The sequence below is a fragment of the Streptococcus pseudopneumoniae IS7493 genome, from assembly GCF_000221985.1.
Taxonomy (GTDB): domain Bacteria; phylum Bacillota; class Bacilli; order Lactobacillales; family Streptococcaceae; genus Streptococcus; species Streptococcus pseudopneumoniae.
In genome coordinates this window covers 165,666-184,560 of the sequence record NC_015875.1, presented here as the reverse complement: position 1 = coordinate 184,560, position 18,895 = coordinate 165,666, and the positions used below count along the sequence as shown (strand labels likewise).

The window sequence follows — 18,895 nt, the reverse complement described above, 5'->3', positions numbered from 1 at the left end:
TACTACGTGTCCATGTCACCATGAATCGCCGAACGATTTAACGAGAAAGTATGACTTTTACGTTTATCCCAACTCAATTATGACATTTTTTTCAAAAGTCAATATATCTCACTTTTTTAACGACAAGAAAGAGGCTGTCAATCGACCAACCTCTTATTCTGAACCTATCAATCTAGCACTTTTTAGCTTCATTCGCTTTCTTAGCGACTGCAATTTGGTATTTCACTTGGTCAAACCCTGTACCTCCCAAGGAATTTCGTCTTTGAACAGCAGTTTTAGGTTGCAAGTAGACATAGATATCCTCAGCAATGAGGGAATGATAGGTTTGCAATTCCTCCAGACTCCAATCTTGAATATTTTTAGCAGACTTGATAGAGTCTAACACTAATCTTCCCACAACCTCATGAGCTTCTCTAAATGGCAAACCTTTCCCTGCCAAATAATCTGCCAACTCAGTCGCATTTGAAAAGTCCTTCTCTGTAGACTCTTGCATTTTTTCCTTATTTACCTGTAAGCTAGATAACATACCTGCCAATACATCAAGGGAATTTAAAATCGTTTCGACCGTGTCAAACATTCCTTCCTTATCCTCTTGCAAATCCTTATTATAAGCTAAAGGCAAGGACTTCATGACTGTCAATAGTCCAAACAGATTCCCATAAACTCGACCAGTCTTTCCTCGAATCAACTCAGCCATATCTGGATTTTTCTTTTGGGGCATAATAGAGGAACCTGTTGTAAACGTATCTGACAAGGTAATGAATTGGTACTCAAAGCTACACCAATTGATCATTTCTTCGCAAAAACGGCTCATATGCATCATGAGTATGCTGGCATTTGATAGAAATTCTAAGATAAAATCGCGGTCACTAACAGCATCCAAAGAATTTGTATAAGGTTGCTTAAACTCCAGCAAATCGCTAGACAATTGGCGATCAATGGGGAAAGTCGTCCCTGCCAAAGCTGCCGCACCTAGAGGGCATAGATCTGTATGCTTCTGGTTAAATCCAAAACGTTCACTGTCTCTTTGAAACATATTGTAGTAAGCCATCAGATGATGGGCAAAACTAATAGGCTGGGCATGTTGCAGATGGGTATAGCCCGGCATAATCGTCTCCACATGATTTTCCGCCAAGTCTAATAAAACACCCTTGAGATGAGCCAGTTTATCTAGGACATGACCTAGTTGCTCCTTGAGATACAAGTGCATATCTGTCGCAACTTGGTCATTTCGAGAACGAGCTGTATGTAGCTTCCCTGCAAGGGGACCAATTTTTTCTGTCAGTAACACTTCCATATTCATATGAATATCTTCGTTTCCGATATCAAAGTCAAGTTGGCCTGCCTCTAGCTCTTCTAAAAGCTCTTTCAAGCCTTCTTGAATCTTTTCTGACTCATTCAAACTCAAAATGCCCGTCTGACCCAACATCTGAACGTGGGCTAAGGAACCAATCACATCAAATTTTGCTAATTTCTGGTCAAAAGATATACTCGCACCAAAGCGCTCTACCCAGTCTTCGACAGTACCTTCAAAGCGACCACCCCATAATTTTGTATTCTTAGTCATATCACATCCACCTCTCTATCCAATCGCCCTATTTGGCGCTTTTTTGAACCTCAGAATAAACCTTGGTTGGAAGTCCCCACAACTTAATAAAGCCAACAGCCGCATCTTGGTCAAAGGTATCTGCACTGGTATACGTCGCCAAATTTTCATCGTAAAGAGAATTTGGTGATTTCCGAGCCACGACCTGAGCGCTCCCCTTATAGAGTTTAACTTTTGCAGTCCCATTGACAACTTTTTGAGTTTCTTTAATATAAGCAATCAAGGCTTGCGTAGCCGGACTAAACCACAAAGCATTATAAATGAGATTTGATAATTCATTTTCTATAATTGGTTTAAAATGAGCTACTTCTCTCACAAGCGTCAAGTCCTCAATTTCCTTATGAGCTGTCAGCAGGGTCACTGCCCCTGGGCACTCATAGATTTCTCTTGATTTAATCCCAACCAAACGATTTTCCACGTGATCAATCCGTCCGACCCCATGTTTCCCAGCTATTTCATTGAGTTTTTGAATCAAATCTGCCAATTTTAACCCTTCTCCATTAAGGGAAACTGGAACGCCTTCACTAAACTCAATATCAATGTACTCTGGCGTATCTGGAGCTTGCTCTGGAGAAGTTGTGATACCAAAGGCTTCTTCTGGAGCCTGATTCCATGGATTTTCCAAAATACCACACTCATTGGCACGTCCCCAAAGATTTTGGTCGACAGAGTAGGGATTGTCAAGGTCAGCAGGAACAGGCACCCCATTTTCCTTGGCATAATGAATTTCTTCCTCCCGAGACCATTTCCATTCACGAACTGGCGCAATCACTTTTAAATTGGGATCCAAGGCTGCAATCGATACTTCAAAACGTACTTGGTCATTCCCCTTACCTGTACAACCATGAGCAATTGTAGTCGCTCCTGTCTGATGCGCGATTTCAACCAATTTTTTAGAAATAAGAGGGCGGCTCAAGGCAGATACTAAGGGGTACTTTTGTTCATAGTAGGCATGTGACTGAAGAGCCACTAGCACATAATCTGTAGCAAATTCGTCCTTAACATCAATGACATAAGATTCTACTGCCCCAACCTTAAGAGCCTTATCATGGATGAAATCTAAGTCTTTCCCTTCACCCACATCCATACAGACTGCAACAACATCATAATCTTTCTTTAACCAGGTAATAGCAACTGATGTGTCTAAACCGCCAGAATAGGCCAAAATTACTTTTTCTTTACTCATATTCTTTTCCTTCTTTCTATTTTTCAATGGACGCTTTAAAGGCATCCTCAATGAGTTTGTCTAATTCTCCAGACTCCTTCAACTTTTGAATGGTTTTATCGACTGCCTCTTTTAATTCCTTGCTATCTTTTTTCATGGCGACCGCGTAGGAATCATCTTGCTCTTTTTCAAAATTGAGGTCTGCGATTGCTAAATCAGGATTATTTTCCACAAATCCCTTGGCAACTGGTTCTTCAAAGATGACGGCATCCACTTGCCCTGATTTTAAATCTGTGATTAAATTCCCATTTTTAGGCAGAGATACGAGGGATGAATTTTGTAGCAAATCTTTCGCCATCGTCTCTTGAATCGAACCTTTCTGCGCTCCGACCTTTTTCTGCGCCAAGTCGTTTACAGACTGATAAGTGGCTAAATCAGATTTTTTGACAATGAGCTTATTTTTTGCAGTATAGTAGGGAGTTGAAAAATCGAACACCTTGCTCCGTTCATCTGTCTTAGAAACACCAGATATGGCAAGATCGGCTTTTCCTGATTGAACACTAGCCAGTACATTGTCAAAACTCATGGGAGATAGTTCCAATTCGACACCTAGTTCTGTTGCGATAGCCTTGGCTAATTCGATATCTGAACCCACAATCTGATTTTTCCCATCAACCACTTTTTGGTATTCAAATGGAGCAAAATCTGGATTGAGGGCTACAACCAATTTTCCTTTGGACTTGATAGCTTCAATTCCAGCCGATTGATTGTTACTACAAGCAAATAGTAGGGGGAGCATCACTAAACCAAACATCGTCATCAACACCTTCTTCATCTTATTCATAACAAAGCCTCCTTTATGTTTATTCTTTTTGGTTGTATAAATAATACTCCCATACTCATCATTTGTCAAGCCTAAATTGAAAATTTTTTCAATTTGAAACAAAAAAACCTAGAAATACTACATAAAAATGTCATTCCTAGGCGTATTTATGCTATTTCTCTCTGAAAAACATGAGTATTCAGCCAGTCAAAAGAAGCTGAACGAACTCATTTTCCCTCGCCCAATTCAATGATACGATGACATTGTTGGGCTACATAAGCATCGTGGGTCACGATAATGACTGTTTTCCCTTCTCGATTCATCTCTAAGAGAAACTTCAAGACCAAATCTCTATTTTCAGGATCCAGCGAACCTGTCGGCTCATCGGCTAAAATCAGCTGGCTGGGTTTTAAGATGGCTCTAGCAACTGCAATTCGTTGTTGTTCGCCACCAGACAACTCGGAGACCTTTTGATGCAAAGTAGCTGACAAACCTACTCTCTCTAAAATCTCTTCCACCTTTTTGAGTTTGTCTTTCTTAGACAATTTCACATATTTCAGCGCCAGCATGAGATTGTACTCGACCGTTTCATCATCAATCAGGGCAAAATTTTGAAATAGATAAGAGATATGTTCACGGATTATTGTTTGTGACTTGGCAGAATTGACCGCTAGATTTGTCTGACCAAAAATCTCATACCGTCCGCTATAATCATCATCTATCAAACCTAATAAATTTAACAAGGTCGACTTACCACTACCACTTTTTCCAACAATGGCTACCAAATCCCCCTGATCAATCCTGAGAGATAAGTTATCCAAAATCACTTTTCCTCCAATGGTTTTGGTAATATTTTTCAACTCAATCATAAGATGCCCCCTTTCAATAATTCTACTAGACTTCTTTTCTCCATCCTAGAAGCCAAGCCTAGCACAAATAGTATATCCAAACATGTAAAACCTGCAAAAAGTAGGAGTGACAAGAGCGCATGGGCAAAGAAAATCAAGACTAGAAGAGGCAGACTATAGCCCAGCAAGAGCAGAACTAAGAGAGGACGGTAGCGATCGACTAGTTTCCACCCCATAAACTTCTTGGTAATGATATCCCTGCGCTTCAATAAGAAAGTTGTTACTAGTAAGAAGTAGGAGACAATCATACTGAGAAGAGCAAATAAGGCAAAAAGAACGTTAAAATTACGAACAGAATCCCGATAGGTATCAACCATCCCCTCTTGAATTGCTTGAATCGATGAAAATTTTAAATAGCTACCATCAGATAAGTTATCGACTAACTCTGTAATCACTTTTTGATTTTGTTCTGTATTTTCAACTTTCATCAGGTTGTTTAAACCTGTCGTTGACAAGTGAGTCTTTTCTTCCCACATCATGTCTTGATCATTTACCAGACTAATGATTGGATTGTGGAGATTTTCCTTTCGCTCATTATTATAAGGGAAGAAAGACCAATCTCCTTCATAGTAGGCAATTTCTACATCCATATCTTCTACCCTTTGCTTTTGCTGATCTTCATACCTCATAGAAAGATAGGCGATGGATTTTCCCAAGAACTGATTCTTGCCTTCTTGTCCTTTGTCACTGATTGGCAACAAAATCACCTTTTTAGTGCCGGTATCTGGTAACTTGAAGCCCTTACTCTCTAAAAATTGACGGTTTGCATAGTAAACATCTACCTTATCAGGCAGTTGGTACTGCTGTACTTGTTCAGCTTTGATGACTGGTTTGATAGGAAGACTCGTACTTCGCACATAGTTTACTTGTGTTTTTGCTAGCAAATCTTGATAAAATTGGTAGAAATAATCTGTAGATTTCCCTGACCCTGCTAGCTCTTCTTGCCACAGATTATCATTGAGTTTGAAGGTTTCTAAGGTCAGGTAATTGCCTTGGCTTACCCACTGTTGCTGATAAGCAAGTTCTTTGTTTTCTTGTTCTAGACTTCTACCTACCCCAATCAGTAAGGCCGTCAGTAAAATAGTTGTCCCTATTTTCATCACATAATTGAAGATGAGACCAAGTTTGACAGATGAAAAACCTTTCAACATGGAGCTGACTGTCATTTTCTGAATCATCAGGTAGGTCAGCCAACTGATGAACAAATACAACTGTAAAAGCAGAAATTGGGATAAGAGTAAACTTGGAAACAGAAGTTTTGGTCTGTAGTCCAGCACTAAAAATAGTCCCAAGTCAATGATAAGACTTCCACCCAAGAGAAGATAAAAATTAGTCTTTACAAAACCAGCTAAAATCGCTCTACTTTGGAAACCAAGTAACTTTTGAACCCCCACTCGTTTCATCTCCATCATCGGCTGATAAACTGTCATTAAAATCACAAGCAAGATTGCCAAGAAAAAGATAATGATAGATAGTAACAACTCTTGATTTAGCACTCCAACCTGACTTCGGTAAGTGGGTTCTAATAAAATCGTCTTATCTATCTGGAAAAAATCACTCCACTTTTGTAGAATGGTATCGCGATCTATCTCTTTGCTGGAGGTAATCATGTAGCGCCCATTTACAGTATGGGATTTATCCTCAATATAAGATTGGAAGGTCTGGAGTCGAATGAGTTTCACCTTTAAAAAGGTGGGAATGGTTCCTAGATTATTGGGAAGGTTCTGGTTACTGTAGACTCCCTTCTCATTCTTTGAAAAATCAAGAGAAGTCAGACCGAACTCCTGATAGGGGAAGGTTTCCTTATCAAAAACACCAGCCTTAACGGCCTCATCGCCATTATCTACTTTGATAATAGAGACCTTGTCTTGACTTGCAACCTCTTCAAAAAATTGGAGAATCGTTTCTGTCGGTTTAGTGACATCTTTCAAGTACAAGTCAAATGAATAAGTTGTCTTGCCCATCTCCTGAATCCGCACTATTTCTCGTGTAACATTTACATTCAGGGCAAAAAACGTAGTACACAGCAAGAGCAAGAGCATACAAAGATGACTGATTTTTTTCATAGAGATACCTCCCGTAAAGAAACTCCCTCTCCAAAAGGGGAGGGAGAATTTTAATTAAAATCCATAGAAATATTCCATTCCCGTTGGTGGGAATTTGAAGATTGAAGCCCGAGCCCATGCCTCAGCTTCTGCACGATCCTTAGAGAATTTATTTCCATCTTTAACAGTTGCTGTATGAGAGCGAGTAGAATGTAAATAATCAGAATAACCAAAATTTCCTGACCATCCTACTCCATAGTTCCATTGACCACCATCAACCCATACTGCCAAAACACTTGTAGAAGCAAGTATACTACATACCATTAAAGATGCAACACCAATTTTAACTAATTTTCTCACTATCTCATTTCATTTTTAAACAACGAACTTACTCTTAACTAGGAGAATGGTTCTCTTCTGTATCAGGTCTTTGAACAACCAGAGTAGTATTAAGCACACTCTAACTATTACTCAAGAATCAGCCCAATAAACAACATGGATAGCGTTTTCAAATTTTTAAACTCCTATCCCATCCTTTTATCTATATTATTATAAGCGAAAATATAATAACTGTCAAGTAATTGAAGTGAATTTTATAAAAAAATTACAAGCCAAATTTGTAAAGTTTACAATAAACAACTAGGGCAATTGTCGATCAGAATGTTCTTTTATCTGTTAATAATCCTAGAAAATCTTGTCGTTTCAAGTCTGAGAAATGTTTGGTAGAAAGACTTCCTTTTTGAAGTCCATCATCTCTAACCTGTAAATAATAGCTATGTTGGCTTGTTTTAATTGTCAAAAAATCGCCAAATACAAAAAATTTTTTCCAGTTACGAATCTCAAATTCTTTCATCTCTGATTTTGGAATGCGGATAAGTCCTTGCCGCAAATCACGATGATGCTCACTTGTGAAAGTCATCCCATTCCCAAGATTTCTTATCAGTAGTTCATCTGGAGTTACCATCACCAGCGCTATTTTAGTTAAGAAAATTTCAACTGTTGGTGGTAAAATCGCCAAATCAAACCAAGGATGTAGGTAGCGATACGCTAAGAAATAATGAGGCTCCTCACCCAATCCTAGTTGTTTATATAAGTCCTTGACCTCACTATCTAACCTCGCTTCAAAAGACACATCCGAATGCTCTTCTTCCTTCTTCTGATTAAAATAACGCATCCAGACTAGGAAACCTATAAAGGCTAGGACAAATATTCCTGATAAAAGATATTTTAAATTGTAGTTCATCACTTAACCTCCTGATTCACGCTTCTGCCTAAAGAAGAGGCCTATCTATTTTGAAAATAGTTCCATAACAACTTTAAATAAGACTGGTAATATTGTATCAAGCTAGAATTCTTTCTTTTCTAGCTACATCATAGTACTACTTAAACTTATTTTAGTTTTCTCCCTTACTTTCTATATTACTATTATACAATATTTTTGCTAAGATTTTATTATTTGTTAACTTTTTTCACAAAAAGGAGTACATCATGCGTTATGATTTCGGGAAGGTCTATAATAAAGTTAGCCACCTACCATTACTAAAAGTTAGATATCTCAACTAATTTACCATTTTTCAATTCAAGAACAATATCAGATAATACTTCAATATCCTCTTTATTGTGAGATGTGACCAACATAGTAATATGATTCTTTCGAGCATAACTCTTAATTATTTTTCTAAGTTCTTCTACACCTTCATAGTCCATACTATTAAATGGTTCATCTAGGAGTAAAATCTTAGGATTTTCCATCAATGCTTGGGCAATCCCTAACCTTTGTAACATACCTAATGAATAATTTTTTACTCTTACATCTTTATCCTGATATAAATCTACCTTATTCAATACTTCCTCAATCTCTTTCTTAGTAATTTTATTTTTGATTGTAGCTAATTGCTCTAAATTCTCTAATGCAGTTAGACTAGACAAAAATCCTGGATGTTCAATAAGTAAGCCTACATCAAGTGGCATAGAGCCATTTTCACCAACAATTACACTTCCAACTGTAATCTTACCCGTAGTAGGTTTCATTAGTCCTGAAATCATTTTAAATAATACACTTTTCCCGCATCCATTGGTTCCTATAATTCCATATATTTTACCTGATTCAAAAACATAACTAACATCATCTATAACACACTTTTTCCCAAATGTTTTTGAAAGATGATCTACTTTTATACAATCCATACGTTTCAACTCCTTACTCATCTTGATACTGCTTACTTCCTTTAGGTAATGTAATATCTTTATTTTCAAATATTTTAAAATTTAATAGAACTAACATTGCATCAACAAATACCAATATCCCACATCTACCAATGAAATTTATACCGTAACCATATACTGAACCGGAAATAGAAAACAATGAAAATGGTCTCAGATGTTCTCCTAACAAGCCCAATGTTGAACCCGCCATTACAATCAAAGTGCCCGTATAGATAACAAATACTAACGATTGTGATATTCTAAACTGTGTTAAAAGTGCATGGAGCAGGGAAAAGAAATATAGCAACAATCCTTGTAAAATTATTATCTTCCCTATCTCATAAATTACGATATTCGTTTCAAAATTTCCAAATAAATACGTTTCTGAAAATTTTTTTGTGGCTGTTGAAATGCCGATGCCAAAGTTAGAATCTCCTATTCCTACTATAGTGGAAAATATACAAATACTAACCACATAATAAATCACACTTTTCAAAATTTTGAAATGCTTATTTCTATAAAAATCATTTCTACTTGAATACCTACTTAGTACAAAAAATATATTTTGTTCAACTGGGCTTTGTAGCATCATTATGAAAGCTAATAAAAACGGAAATGTGAAATATCCAGTATAGGAATCATTAAACATGATAAGAATCAGCTCACCAAAATGAAAATTCCCAAATTTATATTTCAATACTATCAGCTGACTAAAATTTGCTAATATAGCAAAAGCCACTAATAAATATATAAAACCTATATAAAAATCTTCTTTATTTTTTAATTCTTTAAATTTCTTCATCAGTTTCTATATCCCTTTTAAATTTTTTATACGACATCCAATATGATATTACTACTACAAGTATCAAATATACAAAAACAAATATTATGCTTATTCCTTTTACTCTTGAAACATCAAAAATTGCCATTGGTTCAATTTTAGTAAGACCTAAAAACATAGCAAACAATGATCCTATTGTCGTTAAAATAAATGGGGATAACCATGCAACAAATTTGCTCTTAATAAAATATGACATCGCCAATCCAACACTACTATATGCAACGCCAACAAAGGAACAATGTAAAATGATTATTACTACATAAAATAACGGGGATGTCCTCACTGCTGATTCATAAATAGAAACTTTTGTTATTGCATAATAAGCATCCATATTTATACTTCTATTAAAAAATAAAATTGACATTATCAAGAATAATAACATTCCAAAAATAAATGTTGTAAATGATATGAATCCATTGATTATAAAAATAGAATTAAAATACTGTTTATATCCCATCCTTGATATAATATATTTCATTATTCCACTTTTTCTATTTTCGATATGCTGTGACGCAAAAGGAATTGTTGCAATAAGAGGTGCCAAAACTATTAACAACGACCTATCACCATTATAACCTTGTAAAAATACCACAATATAATCATGATTAAAAAAATACTCCATCCCCTCTTCAATAAATGCACTTACAGAAAATATCATAGAAGTTAAAATAATTAATATTGCTAAAAAGAATTGCTTATTTTTCATCCCTTTTAAAAATATACTGACCTTGTAATCCATACTTCTCTCCTATAAAACAAATGGGATGAGCGAACATGCTCACCCCCAAATATACAAACCTATATTCTAGCTCTTAATACTCATCAGGACTCCACGAACCGCTGGTTTGAACTTTAACATATGTTGCGAACCCTGTCCATCCACCCAATCTAAGATTAGATCCTTCTGCATCTGATGGACTATTATAATTCAAATAAATCCTATCTCCACTGCCTGAAGAATATGTACGTGTCATTTGAGCGTCACCTCTAAAAATAGCACAGTGCATTGTATAACCACCACCGATTGATGTATTATTATTTACTCCTCTTGATTGATTTGTTTTATATAATGAGTCAGTCACTGTACGACCTCCGAATCTCGGCATAATCATATCGTAGTCCGAAATTTCTCTAGCAGAGACAGCCATTGCACCAATCATTAACGTAGCACATATACTTGCAAATAACTTTGTTTTAGTATCTAGTTTTTTCATTATTACAATCCAATCCTTTCGCTCCACTTACGACACAATACAAAATGAAAAACATGTTGTATTGTGTTGTTTTCTTTAATTTGGGATATGATATACTTCCTGTGAAACCAAATATGATAAACTAAAAATCAAAATTATAATGAATTCAAATTTATAGAATAACTACCTTAAAACGAAATTAACATTCACAGAAAATCTTATGTAATTACTAAATAATCCATTGGACTCATCTTCCTTTCATTTTTGCAACTAGCGCATTATATCGGCCATTTCCATGGGAAAACCGTAGCAATGCTAAATAAGAAAGCAAGAACAACTAAAAAGCGAAAAACTTTTTTATTCATACTTTTTCCCTCCTATCCATATTTTGTATCTATAGTATACCTCTTCTTTATTCTATTTTAAAATTAGTTAACTTTTTTCACACATTATTTTAGTTTTCTTTTTTACTATTCCTGTTACTATGATACAATATTTTTAACTAGATTTTATTATTTGTTAACTTTTTTCACGAAAAGGAGAAAATTATGCGTTATGATTTCGGAAAGGTCTATAAAGAAATACGCGAGTCAAAAGGCTTGACCCAAGAAGAGGTCTGTGGAAATGTCCTCTCAAGAACCAGCCTATCAAAGATTGAAGGCGGTAAAGCAACTCCCAAATATGAAAATATGGAGTTTCTTCTCCAGCAAATCAATATGAGTTTTGAAGAGTTTGACTATATCTGCCATCTCTATCAACCAAGCCAACGAACAGAAATCATGCAAACCTATCTCAATATGAGCTCAATCCTAGGGACTAGTGAACTCGAAAAACTATTTCAAAAATGCCAAAACTATCTCAAGACCCATCATGACCTCTCTATAGAAGAGATCAGGGATATGCTGGAAGTTGTCATTCATATCCGTCAACATGGTACAGAGCAACTGTCAGACCAAGTAAAACAGACTATCAAAAAGCTTTGGGAAAAAATTGAAAAACAAGATACATGGTATGAAAATGACCTAAAAATCCTCAATACCATTCTTTTCAGCTTTCCCATTGAACACCTCCATCTCATCACTGGAAAAATCTTGCAACGCTTGGAAGTCTATAAAAACTACCAACATTTATATGACTTACGAATGGCAATCCTACTCAATCTGTCCACCATTTACTTATACCATCAAGACAAAAACATGTGTCAACAAATCTGCTATACTTTACTAGAGGATGCCAAGAAAAAGAAGCACTACGATAGACTTGCTATCTGCTATGTCCGTATCGGGATTTGTAGGGATGACGCTAGACTTATCCAAAAAGGTTTCTCACTTCTAGAGCTGACCGAGGAAACTTCTATGCTGTCTCATCTCAAAAAAGAAGTAGAGATCTATTCTCAACCGAAGGAAATATAAAAAGTCGAGGGATTTCCTCGACCTTTTCATATTATTCTGTTCGTTATTTCTTAATACCAGCCGTTGTTAAGCCAGAAGTTTTTAGCAGCAGTCCATGAACCGTAACGTCCTGCAACGTAGGCATCTGCTACACGTTCTTGGTTTTCAGCTGAGTAGTCACCGTTCAGGTATGAATCTGTTAATTGGTAACGTCCGATATAACGTCCATTTGTAGCTGTATAGCTACCACCTGATTCTTTTTGAGCGATCCATTCTTTGGCTTCTGCTTCAGATCCGCTTACAGTTGAAACAACTGTTTCACTTACTACTGGAGTTTCTGCTACTGGAGCTGAAACAGTTTCATCTTGAGCGGCTGGTGCCGCATAAGTAGCTGGCGCTGGTGTTGCAACAGGCGCTACAGGGCCATCGATAACCAACTCTTGATCAACATAAATCAAATGAATGTTATCAATGTGGTTGTTTTCTGCCAATTTTTCAACTGTTGTGTTGTGAGTTTCAGCGATTTCTGAAAGTGTATCACCTTCTTTAACAGTGTAAGTTGATGATTCTTGAGCAGATACAAATGATGGAGCAAATACTGCAAACAAGGCAGCTACTCCTGCAAGAGTTGCTTTAATCTTTTTAGTTATTGATTTCATATTCGAAAATTCTCCTTCTTTCTATAGTTCTATCATACCCTTTAAATATTACCGTTTCTTGACACTTTTATGTAGAAATATTACAAAATTATTTTTTATTTCCCTAAATAAGGTGTTTTTTGTCATAAAAGATACTATTTTTATGCTATTTGAGGTATTAGAAAGGTTTTCATCCACAATTAAAGTCAAGACCCTCATTCTTTGATATAATAGAGATAAGAATTTTTATAAGGGGAAACTGATGAAATCACTTCGTTTTCAATCTGTCTTTGATATCATCGGACCAGTTATGATTGGCCCATCTAGTAGCCATACCGCTGGTGCTGTTCGTATTGGGAAGATTGTCTCTTCCATTTTTGATGATACTCCGACAGAAGTTGAATTCCAACTTTTTAACTCATTTGCCAAGACCTATCGTGGTCACGGAACAGACCTAGCCCTTGTTGCAGGTATTTTAGGCATGGATACAGATGATCCTGAAATCCCAAATAGTCTGGAGATTGCCCACAAGCGCGGTATCAAGATTGTCTGGACCATTCAGAAAGACAGCAATGCTCCTCATCCAAACACCACTAAAATTACCGTCAAAAATGCTCACAAGACCATCAGCGTAACTGGTATTTCTATCGGTGGAGGAAATATTCAGGTAACCGAACTCAATGGTTTTGCCGTCTCTCTCAATATGAATACACCGACTATCATCATCGTTCATCAAGATATTCCAGGTATGATTGCCCTTGTTACAGAGGCGCTTTCCCGCTATGGTATCAATATCGCCCAGATGAATGTCACTCGTGAAAAAGCTGGTGAAAAAGCCATTATGATTATCGAAGTTGACAGTCGCAACTGTGATGAGGCTATCGAAGAAATTCGAAAAATCCCTCATCTCCACAATGTCAATTTCTTTAAATAGGAGGAAGCATGTTTTATTCTATCAAAGAATTGGTCGAGCAAGCAGATCTGGACTTTCAAGGAAATGTCGCAGAACTCATGATTACAACAGAGTTTGAATTGACCGGTCGCGAACGTGAAGAAGTCTTCCTTCTCATGGAACGCAATCTGGAAGTTATGAAAGCCTCTGTCCAACTTGGCCTCAATGAAAATAAATCTCGTAGTGGCCTGACAGGTGGAGATGCTGCCAAATTGGATCACTACATCGAAAACGGAAAAACTCTGTCAGATTATACGATTCTCTCGGCTGCCCGAAATGCCATCGCAGTCAATGAACACAATGCCAAAATGGGCTTGGTCTGTGCCACTCCAACCGCTGGAAGTGCTGGTTGTCTGCCATCCGTTCTCACTGCTGCTATTGAAAAATTAGACCTCAGCCACGAGCAACAATTGGATTTCCTCTTTGCTGCTGGTGCCTTTGGACTAGTCATCGCAAACAATGCCTCCATCTCAGGTGCTGAGGGTGGGTGTCAAGCTGAAGTTGGTTCAGCCTCTGCTATGAGTGCTGCCGCCTTGACTCTGGCTGCAGGTGGAACACCTTATCAGGCCAGTCAAGCTATTGCCTTTGTCATTAAAAATATGCTAGGCCTCATCTGTGACCCTGTTGCAGGTTTGGTCGAAGTTCCCTGTGTCAAACGTAATGCCATGGGAGCTAGCTTTGCTTTCATCGCAGCAGACATGGCCTTGGCAGGTATCGAATCTAAAATCCCTGTGGATGAAGTGATCGATGCCATGTACCAAGTAGGAGCAAGCATGCCAACTGCCTTCCGTGAAACAGCTGAAGGTGGACTAGCTGCTACCCCAACTGGTCGTCGCCTCCAAAAAGAAATTTTCGGAGAATAAGCTTATCAAATAGGAGAAACCATGACCTCTATCACAGCTATCTTTTTCGATCTGGATGGAACCCTCGTTGACAGTTCTATCGGGATTCACAATGCCTTTACCCATACCTTTAAAGAGCTGGAGGTGCCTAGCCCTGATGCCAAAACGATTCGTGGTTTTATGGGACCACCTCTCGAAAGTAGTTTTGCGACCTGCCTGTCCAAAGACCAAATTTCTGAAGCCGTGCAGATATATCGTTCTTACTATAAGGCAAAAGGCATCTATGAAGCTCAACTCTTTCCTCAGATTATAGACTTGCTTGAGGAGTTATCAAGCAGTTATCCACTCTACATCACCACGACAAAAAATACTCCAATCGCTCAAGACATGACTAAAAACTTGGGAATCCATCATTTCTTTGATGGCATCTATGGTTCCAGCCCTGAAGCACCTCATAAGGCAGATGTCATTCGCCAGGCCTTGCAGACACATCAACTAGTCCCTCAACAAGCCATCATCATCGGAGATACCAAGTTTGATATGCTTGGAGCTCAAGAAACAGGCATTCAGAAATTGGCCGTCACTTGGGGATTTGGAGAGCAAGCAGATTTGCTCAACTATCAGCCTGATTATATCGCCCACAAACCCTTAGAAGTTTTGGCGTATTTTCAATAGCATAGACTGGGTAACAACTCCATTTCAGAAGAAAATGAAGTAATACTCAATGAAAATCAAAGAGCAAACTAGGAAACTAGCTGCGGGCTGCTCAAAACACTGTTTTAAGGTTGTGGATAGAACTGACGAAGTTAGCTCAAAACACTGTTTTAAGGTTGTGGATAGAACTGACGAAGTCAGCTCAAAACACCGTTTTGAGGTGGCAGATGGAACTGACGAAGTCAGCTCAAAACACCGTTTTGAGGTGGCAGATAGAATTGACGAAGTCAGCTCAAAACACCGTTTTGAGGTGGCAGATAGAACTGACGAAGTCAGCTCAAAACACCGTTTTGAGGTGGCAGATAGAACTGACGAAGTCAGCTCAAAACACTGTTTTGAGGTTGTGGATAGAACTGACGAAGTCAGTAACCATATACGGCAAGGCGACGTTGACGTGGTTTGAAGAGATTTTCGAAGAGTATAAGTCTCTACATAATAAAACGCATATTACCAAGGTTGTTAACTTGATAATATGCGTTTTTCTTTTTTATTCAATGTGGGTTGTTTGATTAGCAAAGGCGATAATAGCTTGCTTCAACTCATCTCCACTGAGAGTGCGGAACTCTCCAATCTTTTGATTGATGGATTCTAAAGGCATGACATTAACCTTACCAACGAAAATCTTATCCATAACTTGATTGTCAACGAGTTCGGTTGATACCAAGAGTTCTTCGTAGAGTTTTTCACCTGGGCGGATTCCAACTTCAACGATTGGAATTTCACTTTCAGTGTGGCCACTTAGAAGCACCATCTTCTTGGCCAAGTCATAAATCTTGACTGGTTTGCCCATATCAAGGATAAAGACTTCCCCATCTTTGGCATAAGCACCAGCATGGATAACCAGACGGCTAGCTTCTGGAATGGTCATAAAGTAACGGGTCATGCGGAAGTCTGTGACCGTTACAGGCCCACCTTCAGCAATTTGACGTTCAAAGACTGGAATGACACTACCACGGCTACCAAGTACATTCCCAAAACGAACTGCACAGTAGGTCGATTGGCTACGTTGGTTAAAGCCAGTGACAATCAACTCCGCCACGCGCTTGGTTGCTCCCATAACATTTGGTGGATTAACTGCCTTATCTGTCGAAATCATAACCATCTTAGACACTTTAGCTTCATCAACAGCCTTAGCAACGTTGTAAGTTCCACGGATATTGTTTTTGAAGGCTTCTTTTGGATTGCGCTCCATCATAGGAACATGCTTGTGGGCTGCCGCATGATAAACAATAGCAGGTTTGTACTGCTCAAAGACTTGCAAGAGACGGTCGTAGTCTTGAATGTCCGCAATCACAGGTACATAATCAATCCCTTGGAACTTACGAATCAATTCATGATAAACAAGGTAGATTGAGTTTTCCCCATGACCGAGCAAGATAATGCGTTCAGGATTGAAGCGACTAACTTGACGACAGATTTCAGAACCGATTGAACCTCCAGCTCCTGTGACTAAGATGGTCTTACCTGTCAGTTCTGCACCCAGACGCGATTCGTCAAGACGGATTTCCTGACGACCCAAAAGGTCCGTAATATCAATTTTTTGGAAGCCAGTACCTGCTTGGTGAAGGCCCTGAACAACAGTTTCAACCTTAGGCATCTTGTAACATTTGACACCCAGCTTATTACACATCTGCAAGATACGCTCATATTCTGACGGATCCAGCGACGGAATCGCAACGATGACACGCTCGATTTGATGGTGTTTGACTAATTCAGGCAGATTGTCATAAGAGCCCAAAACAGGAATACCACCAAGTTTTTGACCCTTTTTCTTAGAATCCTTATCCAAAATACCGACCAGTTCTAATTCACTGGTTGGATGTTGGTAACTATCCATAAAGAGAGCCCCACCATCACCGGCACCAATCAAGAAGGTCAGACGGTGTTCTCCATCACCACTACCTTTTTTGCGTCTGGAGTAGATTAACTGCCAACTAATCCGTGGCAATAAAATCAAGAAGGTACTCAACAAGATAAAGAGAATGATGAAACGGATGGAGAAGAGTGGCAAGAAGGCATAACAGATACTATATGACAAGACACTGCTAGCAGTCACACCAAAAAAGATTTTCATGAAATCCGTAATCTTGCTGTAACGACTAATACTCGCGTTCAAGCCCCAAAATGCAATCATCAATTGATAAAACAAGAAGGCCAAACTCGTATAGATAATGTAGTCAACAGGTGCTGGATTAATCAGCCCATAAAATAAAATATAAGATACAATGATGGAAACCACCATACTGAAAATATCAAATATTCCCCAGAAAACCTGCTTTTGTTGTTTATTTAAAATTTCCACCAGATCAATCACATAATCTGTTAGTTTTTTATTCATAGAAATTTACTCCTCCTTAAAAGAGTTTTACTATATTGTTATTGTAGCATATTTTGATTTATTTGGCTTATTTTATCCAAATAAATTATTGTTCCCTTGTACTCCTTCTTCCATTTAAATCCTCTAATTAAACCTACAATCGTCCCAAGGCCATAAGCAAAGTGAATGGAAAATAAAAGAAAGGGCATCACAATTAGAAATCCATTTTTATGTTTTAATAAAGTCAGCAAAGTGAGTAGTGATAAAAGTAAAAAATAGGCGCCTAATAGTAAAGTTATGAATACGAATGTGATCGGTAACAATGCTAGACTAAACACAAGACTCAAAACAAATAAACAAGGAACATAGTGAAATAATGATAAACACTTAAACTGAACATGACTTGTCAAGCCAATCCACAAACCATTTGAATACTTTTGATGCAGCATTTTCTTGAATGTTGGTCGAATATACTGATAAGATAGAATACTTGGGCTATAGCGGATTTTATAACCATGTTCTCGAATTCTATAATGAATATCATTATCTTCAGTTCGGCCAAGTTGCTCATTTACTAAACCAACCTTCTGGAAAACCTCTCGTTTATACATTCCATGAAAAATAGAAGAAACATATCTATCCTCAGAACTATTTCGATAATTGGCAATGCTACTGCCAAACATATTTTCCTCAACAAGATGCAAGGTCTCTCCCCATTTTCCTTTTCCTTCGACAATCGTCGGTCTAGGCCCCCCACAGACAAATTCACCTTGTTGAATAATAGCCACATTGTTCATTACAAAAGTCTCAGTAACTTTTGAATGAGCATCAATTTTTAAAATAAGGTCCCCTACAGAATGTTTAACTCCCAGGTTAAAACCACTAGCTTGATTTTTCTTAGGATTGTTATACAATCTAATTGAGTTAAACTCTGTATCTTCCTTTATCAATTGCTGAATGATAGCTGTGGTCCCATCTGTGGACATAGCATTTATAAATAGAATTTCAATATTCTCTTTAGGATAGGTTTGATTTTTTAAGTCTTCAATTAGACCAGACAGATATTTTTCTTCATTGTATGCACTGATTACAATGGATACGAGAAGACTTTCAACATTTTGAGTCACTACTACTCTCCTGAATTTTTCCTTCCACCATTCTATCATAATTTTCAAGACTTTCCCATTTTTATCTTGAAAGCCAGAAACCTTACTTGACATTATAGTGAAAAAGCCTTAAAATAAGCTGTTATTAA

The 18,895-nt window shown here is 37.7% G+C and carries 19 protein-coding genes; 5 read left to right on the top strand and 14 right to left on the bottom strand.

Going from position 1 to position 18,895, the window contains the following annotated elements; translation table 11 throughout:
- Positions 1-172: 172 nt before the first annotated feature.
- The 11 genes from argH to SPPN_RS01015 all read right to left on the bottom strand — a co-directional run bounded on the left by argH (position 173) and on the right by SPPN_RS01015 (position 10,807).
- The gene (argH, locus tag SPPN_RS01065; RefSeq protein ID WP_000164984.1) at positions 173-1,567 is read right to left on the bottom strand and encodes an argininosuccinate lyase; all 1,395 of its coding nucleotides are present in this window, start codon (positions 1,565-1,567) and stop codon (positions 173-175) included.
- 28 nt (positions 1,568-1,595) lie between these two features.
- On the bottom strand, positions 1,596-2,792 hold the full coding sequence (locus tag SPPN_RS01060; RefSeq protein WP_014017181.1) for an argininosuccinate synthase: 1,197 nt from the start codon (positions 2,790-2,792) through the stop codon (positions 1,596-1,598).
- 16 nt (positions 2,793-2,808) lie between these two features.
- Positions 2,809-3,615, bottom strand: a complete 807-nt coding sequence (locus tag SPPN_RS01055; RefSeq protein ID WP_001038474.1) for an ABC transporter substrate-binding protein — start codon at positions 3,613-3,615, stop codon at positions 2,809-2,811.
- Positions 3,616-3,821: 206 nt separating this feature from the next.
- Positions 3,822-4,463, bottom strand: coding sequence for an ABC transporter ATP-binding protein (locus SPPN_RS01050; protein ID WP_000571325.1), 642 nt, complete (start codon positions 4,461-4,463; stop codon positions 3,822-3,824).
- Positions 4,460-6,568: an amino acid ABC transporter permease gene (locus SPPN_RS01045; protein WP_014017180.1), complete on the bottom strand. Its 2,109-nt coding sequence runs from the start codon at positions 6,566-6,568 to the stop codon at positions 4,460-4,462. Before SPPN_RS01045 ends, SPPN_RS01050 begins: the two co-directional genes overlap by 4 nt.
- Positions 6,569-6,622: 54 nt before the next feature.
- The gene (locus tag SPPN_RS01040) at positions 6,623-6,907 is read right to left on the bottom strand and encodes a lactococcin 972 family bacteriocin (protein WP_001230167.1); all 285 of its coding nucleotides are present in this window, start codon (positions 6,905-6,907) and stop codon (positions 6,623-6,625) included.
- 295 nt (positions 6,908-7,202) lie between these two features.
- Positions 7,203-7,790, bottom strand: coding sequence for a hypothetical protein (locus tag SPPN_RS01035; RefSeq protein ID WP_001108790.1), 588 nt, complete (start codon positions 7,788-7,790; stop codon positions 7,203-7,205).
- 296 nt (positions 7,791-8,086) lie between these two features.
- Positions 8,087-8,734 carry an ATP-binding cassette domain-containing protein gene (locus tag SPPN_RS01030; protein ID WP_049779943.1) on the bottom strand — a complete coding sequence of 216 codons (648 nt, stop codon included), beginning with the start codon at positions 8,732-8,734 and terminating at the stop codon, positions 8,087-8,089.
- 13 nt (positions 8,735-8,747) lie between these two features.
- Positions 8,748-9,554, bottom strand: coding sequence for a hypothetical protein (locus SPPN_RS01025; protein WP_000713604.1), 807 nt, complete (start codon positions 9,552-9,554; stop codon positions 8,748-8,750).
- Complete coding sequence (locus SPPN_RS01020) at positions 9,541-10,332, bottom strand: hypothetical protein (RefSeq protein WP_000385027.1); 792 nt, start codon at positions 10,330-10,332, stop codon at positions 9,541-9,543. Before SPPN_RS01020 ends, SPPN_RS01025 begins: the two co-directional genes overlap by 14 nt.
- A gap of 73 nt (positions 10,333-10,405) precedes the next feature.
- Positions 10,406-10,807: a hypothetical protein gene (locus SPPN_RS01015; protein ID WP_000732159.1), complete on the bottom strand. Its 402-nt coding sequence runs from the start codon at positions 10,805-10,807 to the stop codon at positions 10,406-10,408.
- Positions 10,808-11,334: 527 nt separating this feature from the next.
- On the opposite strand from SPPN_RS01015, the gene SPPN_RS01010 reads away from it, so the two are divergent.
- The gene (locus tag SPPN_RS01010) at positions 11,335-12,198 is read left to right on the top strand and encodes a helix-turn-helix domain-containing protein (protein ID WP_001268181.1); all 864 of its coding nucleotides are present in this window, start codon (positions 11,335-11,337) and stop codon (positions 12,196-12,198) included.
- A gap of 50 nt (positions 12,199-12,248) precedes the next feature.
- Here the strand turns inward: SPPN_RS01010 and apf are convergent, their stop codons facing one another.
- Positions 12,249-12,836, bottom strand: coding sequence for an aggregation-promoting factor (apf, locus tag SPPN_RS01005; protein ID WP_000836442.1), 588 nt, complete (start codon positions 12,834-12,836; stop codon positions 12,249-12,251).
- Positions 12,837-13,077: 241 nt separating this feature from the next.
- On the opposite strand from apf, the gene sdaAB reads away from it, so the two are divergent.
- The 4 genes from sdaAB to SPPN_RS13100 are packed head-to-tail and all read left to right on the top strand — an operon-like array spanning position 13,078 to position 15,726.
- Positions 13,078-13,749 (top strand): L-serine ammonia-lyase, iron-sulfur-dependent subunit beta, encoded by a 672-nt coding sequence (gene sdaAB / locus SPPN_RS01000; protein ID WP_000838912.1) that lies wholly within the window; start codon positions 13,078-13,080, stop codon positions 13,747-13,749.
- An 8-nt stretch (positions 13,750-13,757) separates the two neighbouring features.
- The gene (sdaAA, locus tag SPPN_RS00995; protein WP_000500037.1) at positions 13,758-14,630 is read left to right on the top strand and encodes an L-serine ammonia-lyase, iron-sulfur-dependent, subunit alpha; all 873 of its coding nucleotides are present in this window, start codon (positions 13,758-13,760) and stop codon (positions 14,628-14,630) included.
- 21 nt (positions 14,631-14,651) lie between these two features.
- Positions 14,652-15,284: an HAD hydrolase-like protein gene (locus tag SPPN_RS00990; RefSeq protein ID WP_000200873.1), complete on the top strand. Its 633-nt coding sequence runs from the start codon at positions 14,652-14,654 to the stop codon at positions 15,282-15,284.
- A 49-nt stretch (positions 15,285-15,333) separates the two neighbouring features.
- A complete protein-coding gene (locus tag SPPN_RS13100; RefSeq protein ID WP_000693201.1) occupies positions 15,334-15,726 on the top strand; it encodes a hypothetical protein in 393 nt (130 codons plus the stop codon).
- An 84-nt stretch (positions 15,727-15,810) separates the two neighbouring features.
- Here SPPN_RS13100 and SPPN_RS00980 read toward each other — a convergent pair whose 3' ends face one another.
- Both SPPN_RS00980 and SPPN_RS00975 read right to left on the bottom strand, forming a co-directional pair.
- Positions 15,811-17,661: a polysaccharide biosynthesis protein gene (locus SPPN_RS00980; protein ID WP_001035688.1), complete on the bottom strand. Its 1,851-nt coding sequence runs from the start codon at positions 17,659-17,661 to the stop codon at positions 15,811-15,813.
- A 38-nt stretch (positions 17,662-17,699) separates the two neighbouring features.
- Positions 17,700-18,860: a glycosyltransferase family 2 protein gene (locus SPPN_RS00975; protein WP_000096209.1), complete on the bottom strand. Its 1,161-nt coding sequence runs from the start codon at positions 18,858-18,860 to the stop codon at positions 17,700-17,702.
- Positions 18,861-18,895 lie beyond the last annotated feature (35 nt).

Coding starts and splice junctions, on each gene's coding strand:
- SPPN_RS01015 (WP_000732159.1), bottom strand. CDS start 10,807: ATGAAAAAACTAGATACTAAAACAAAGTTATTTGCAAGTATATGTGCT.
- apf (WP_000836442.1), bottom strand. CDS start 12,836: ATGAAATCAATAACTAAAAAGATTAAAGCAACTCTTGCAGGAGTAGCT.
- SPPN_RS00975 (WP_000096209.1), bottom strand. CDS start 18,860: ATGTCAAGTAAGGTTTCTGGCTTTCAAGATAAAAATGGGAAAGTCTTG.
- SPPN_RS01025 (WP_000713604.1), bottom strand. CDS start 9,554: ATGAAGAAATTTAAAGAATTAAAAAATAAAGAAGATTTTTATATAGGT.
- SPPN_RS00990 (WP_000200873.1), top strand. CDS start 14,652: ATGACCTCTATCACAGCTATCTTTTTCGATCTGGATGGAACCCTCGTT.
- SPPN_RS01030 (WP_049779943.1), bottom strand. CDS start 8,734: ATGGATTGTATAAAAGTAGATCATCTTTCAAAAACATTTGGGAAAAAG.
- sdaAB (WP_000838912.1), top strand. CDS start 13,078: ATGAAATCACTTCGTTTTCAATCTGTCTTTGATATCATCGGACCAGTT.
- SPPN_RS01010 (WP_001268181.1), top strand. CDS start 11,335: ATGCGTTATGATTTCGGAAAGGTCTATAAAGAAATACGCGAGTCAAAA.
- SPPN_RS13100 (WP_000693201.1), top strand. CDS start 15,334: ATGAAAATCAAAGAGCAAACTAGGAAACTAGCTGCGGGCTGCTCAAAA.
- sdaAA (WP_000500037.1), top strand. CDS start 13,758: ATGTTTTATTCTATCAAAGAATTGGTCGAGCAAGCAGATCTGGACTTT.
- argH (WP_000164984.1), bottom strand. CDS start 1,567: ATGACTAAGAATACAAAATTATGGGGTGGTCGCTTTGAAGGTACTGTC.
- SPPN_RS01035 (WP_001108790.1), bottom strand. CDS start 7,790: ATGAACTACAATTTAAAATATCTTTTATCAGGAATATTTGTCCTAGCC.
- SPPN_RS01060 (WP_014017181.1), bottom strand. CDS start 2,792: ATGAGTAAAGAAAAAGTAATTTTGGCCTATTCTGGCGGTTTAGACACA.
- SPPN_RS01055 (WP_001038474.1), bottom strand. CDS start 3,615: ATGAATAAGATGAAGAAGGTGTTGATGACGATGTTTGGTTTAGTGATG.
- SPPN_RS01045 (WP_014017180.1), bottom strand. CDS start 6,568: ATGAAAAAAATCAGTCATCTTTGTATGCTCTTGCTCTTGCTGTGTACT.
- SPPN_RS01020 (WP_000385027.1), bottom strand. CDS start 10,332: ATGGATTACAAGGTCAGTATATTTTTAAAAGGGATGAAAAATAAGCAA.
- SPPN_RS01050 (WP_000571325.1), bottom strand. CDS start 4,463: ATGATTGAGTTGAAAAATATTACCAAAACCATTGGAGGAAAAGTGATT.
- SPPN_RS00980 (WP_001035688.1), bottom strand. CDS start 17,661: ATGAATAAAAAACTAACAGATTATGTGATTGATCTGGTGGAAATTTTA.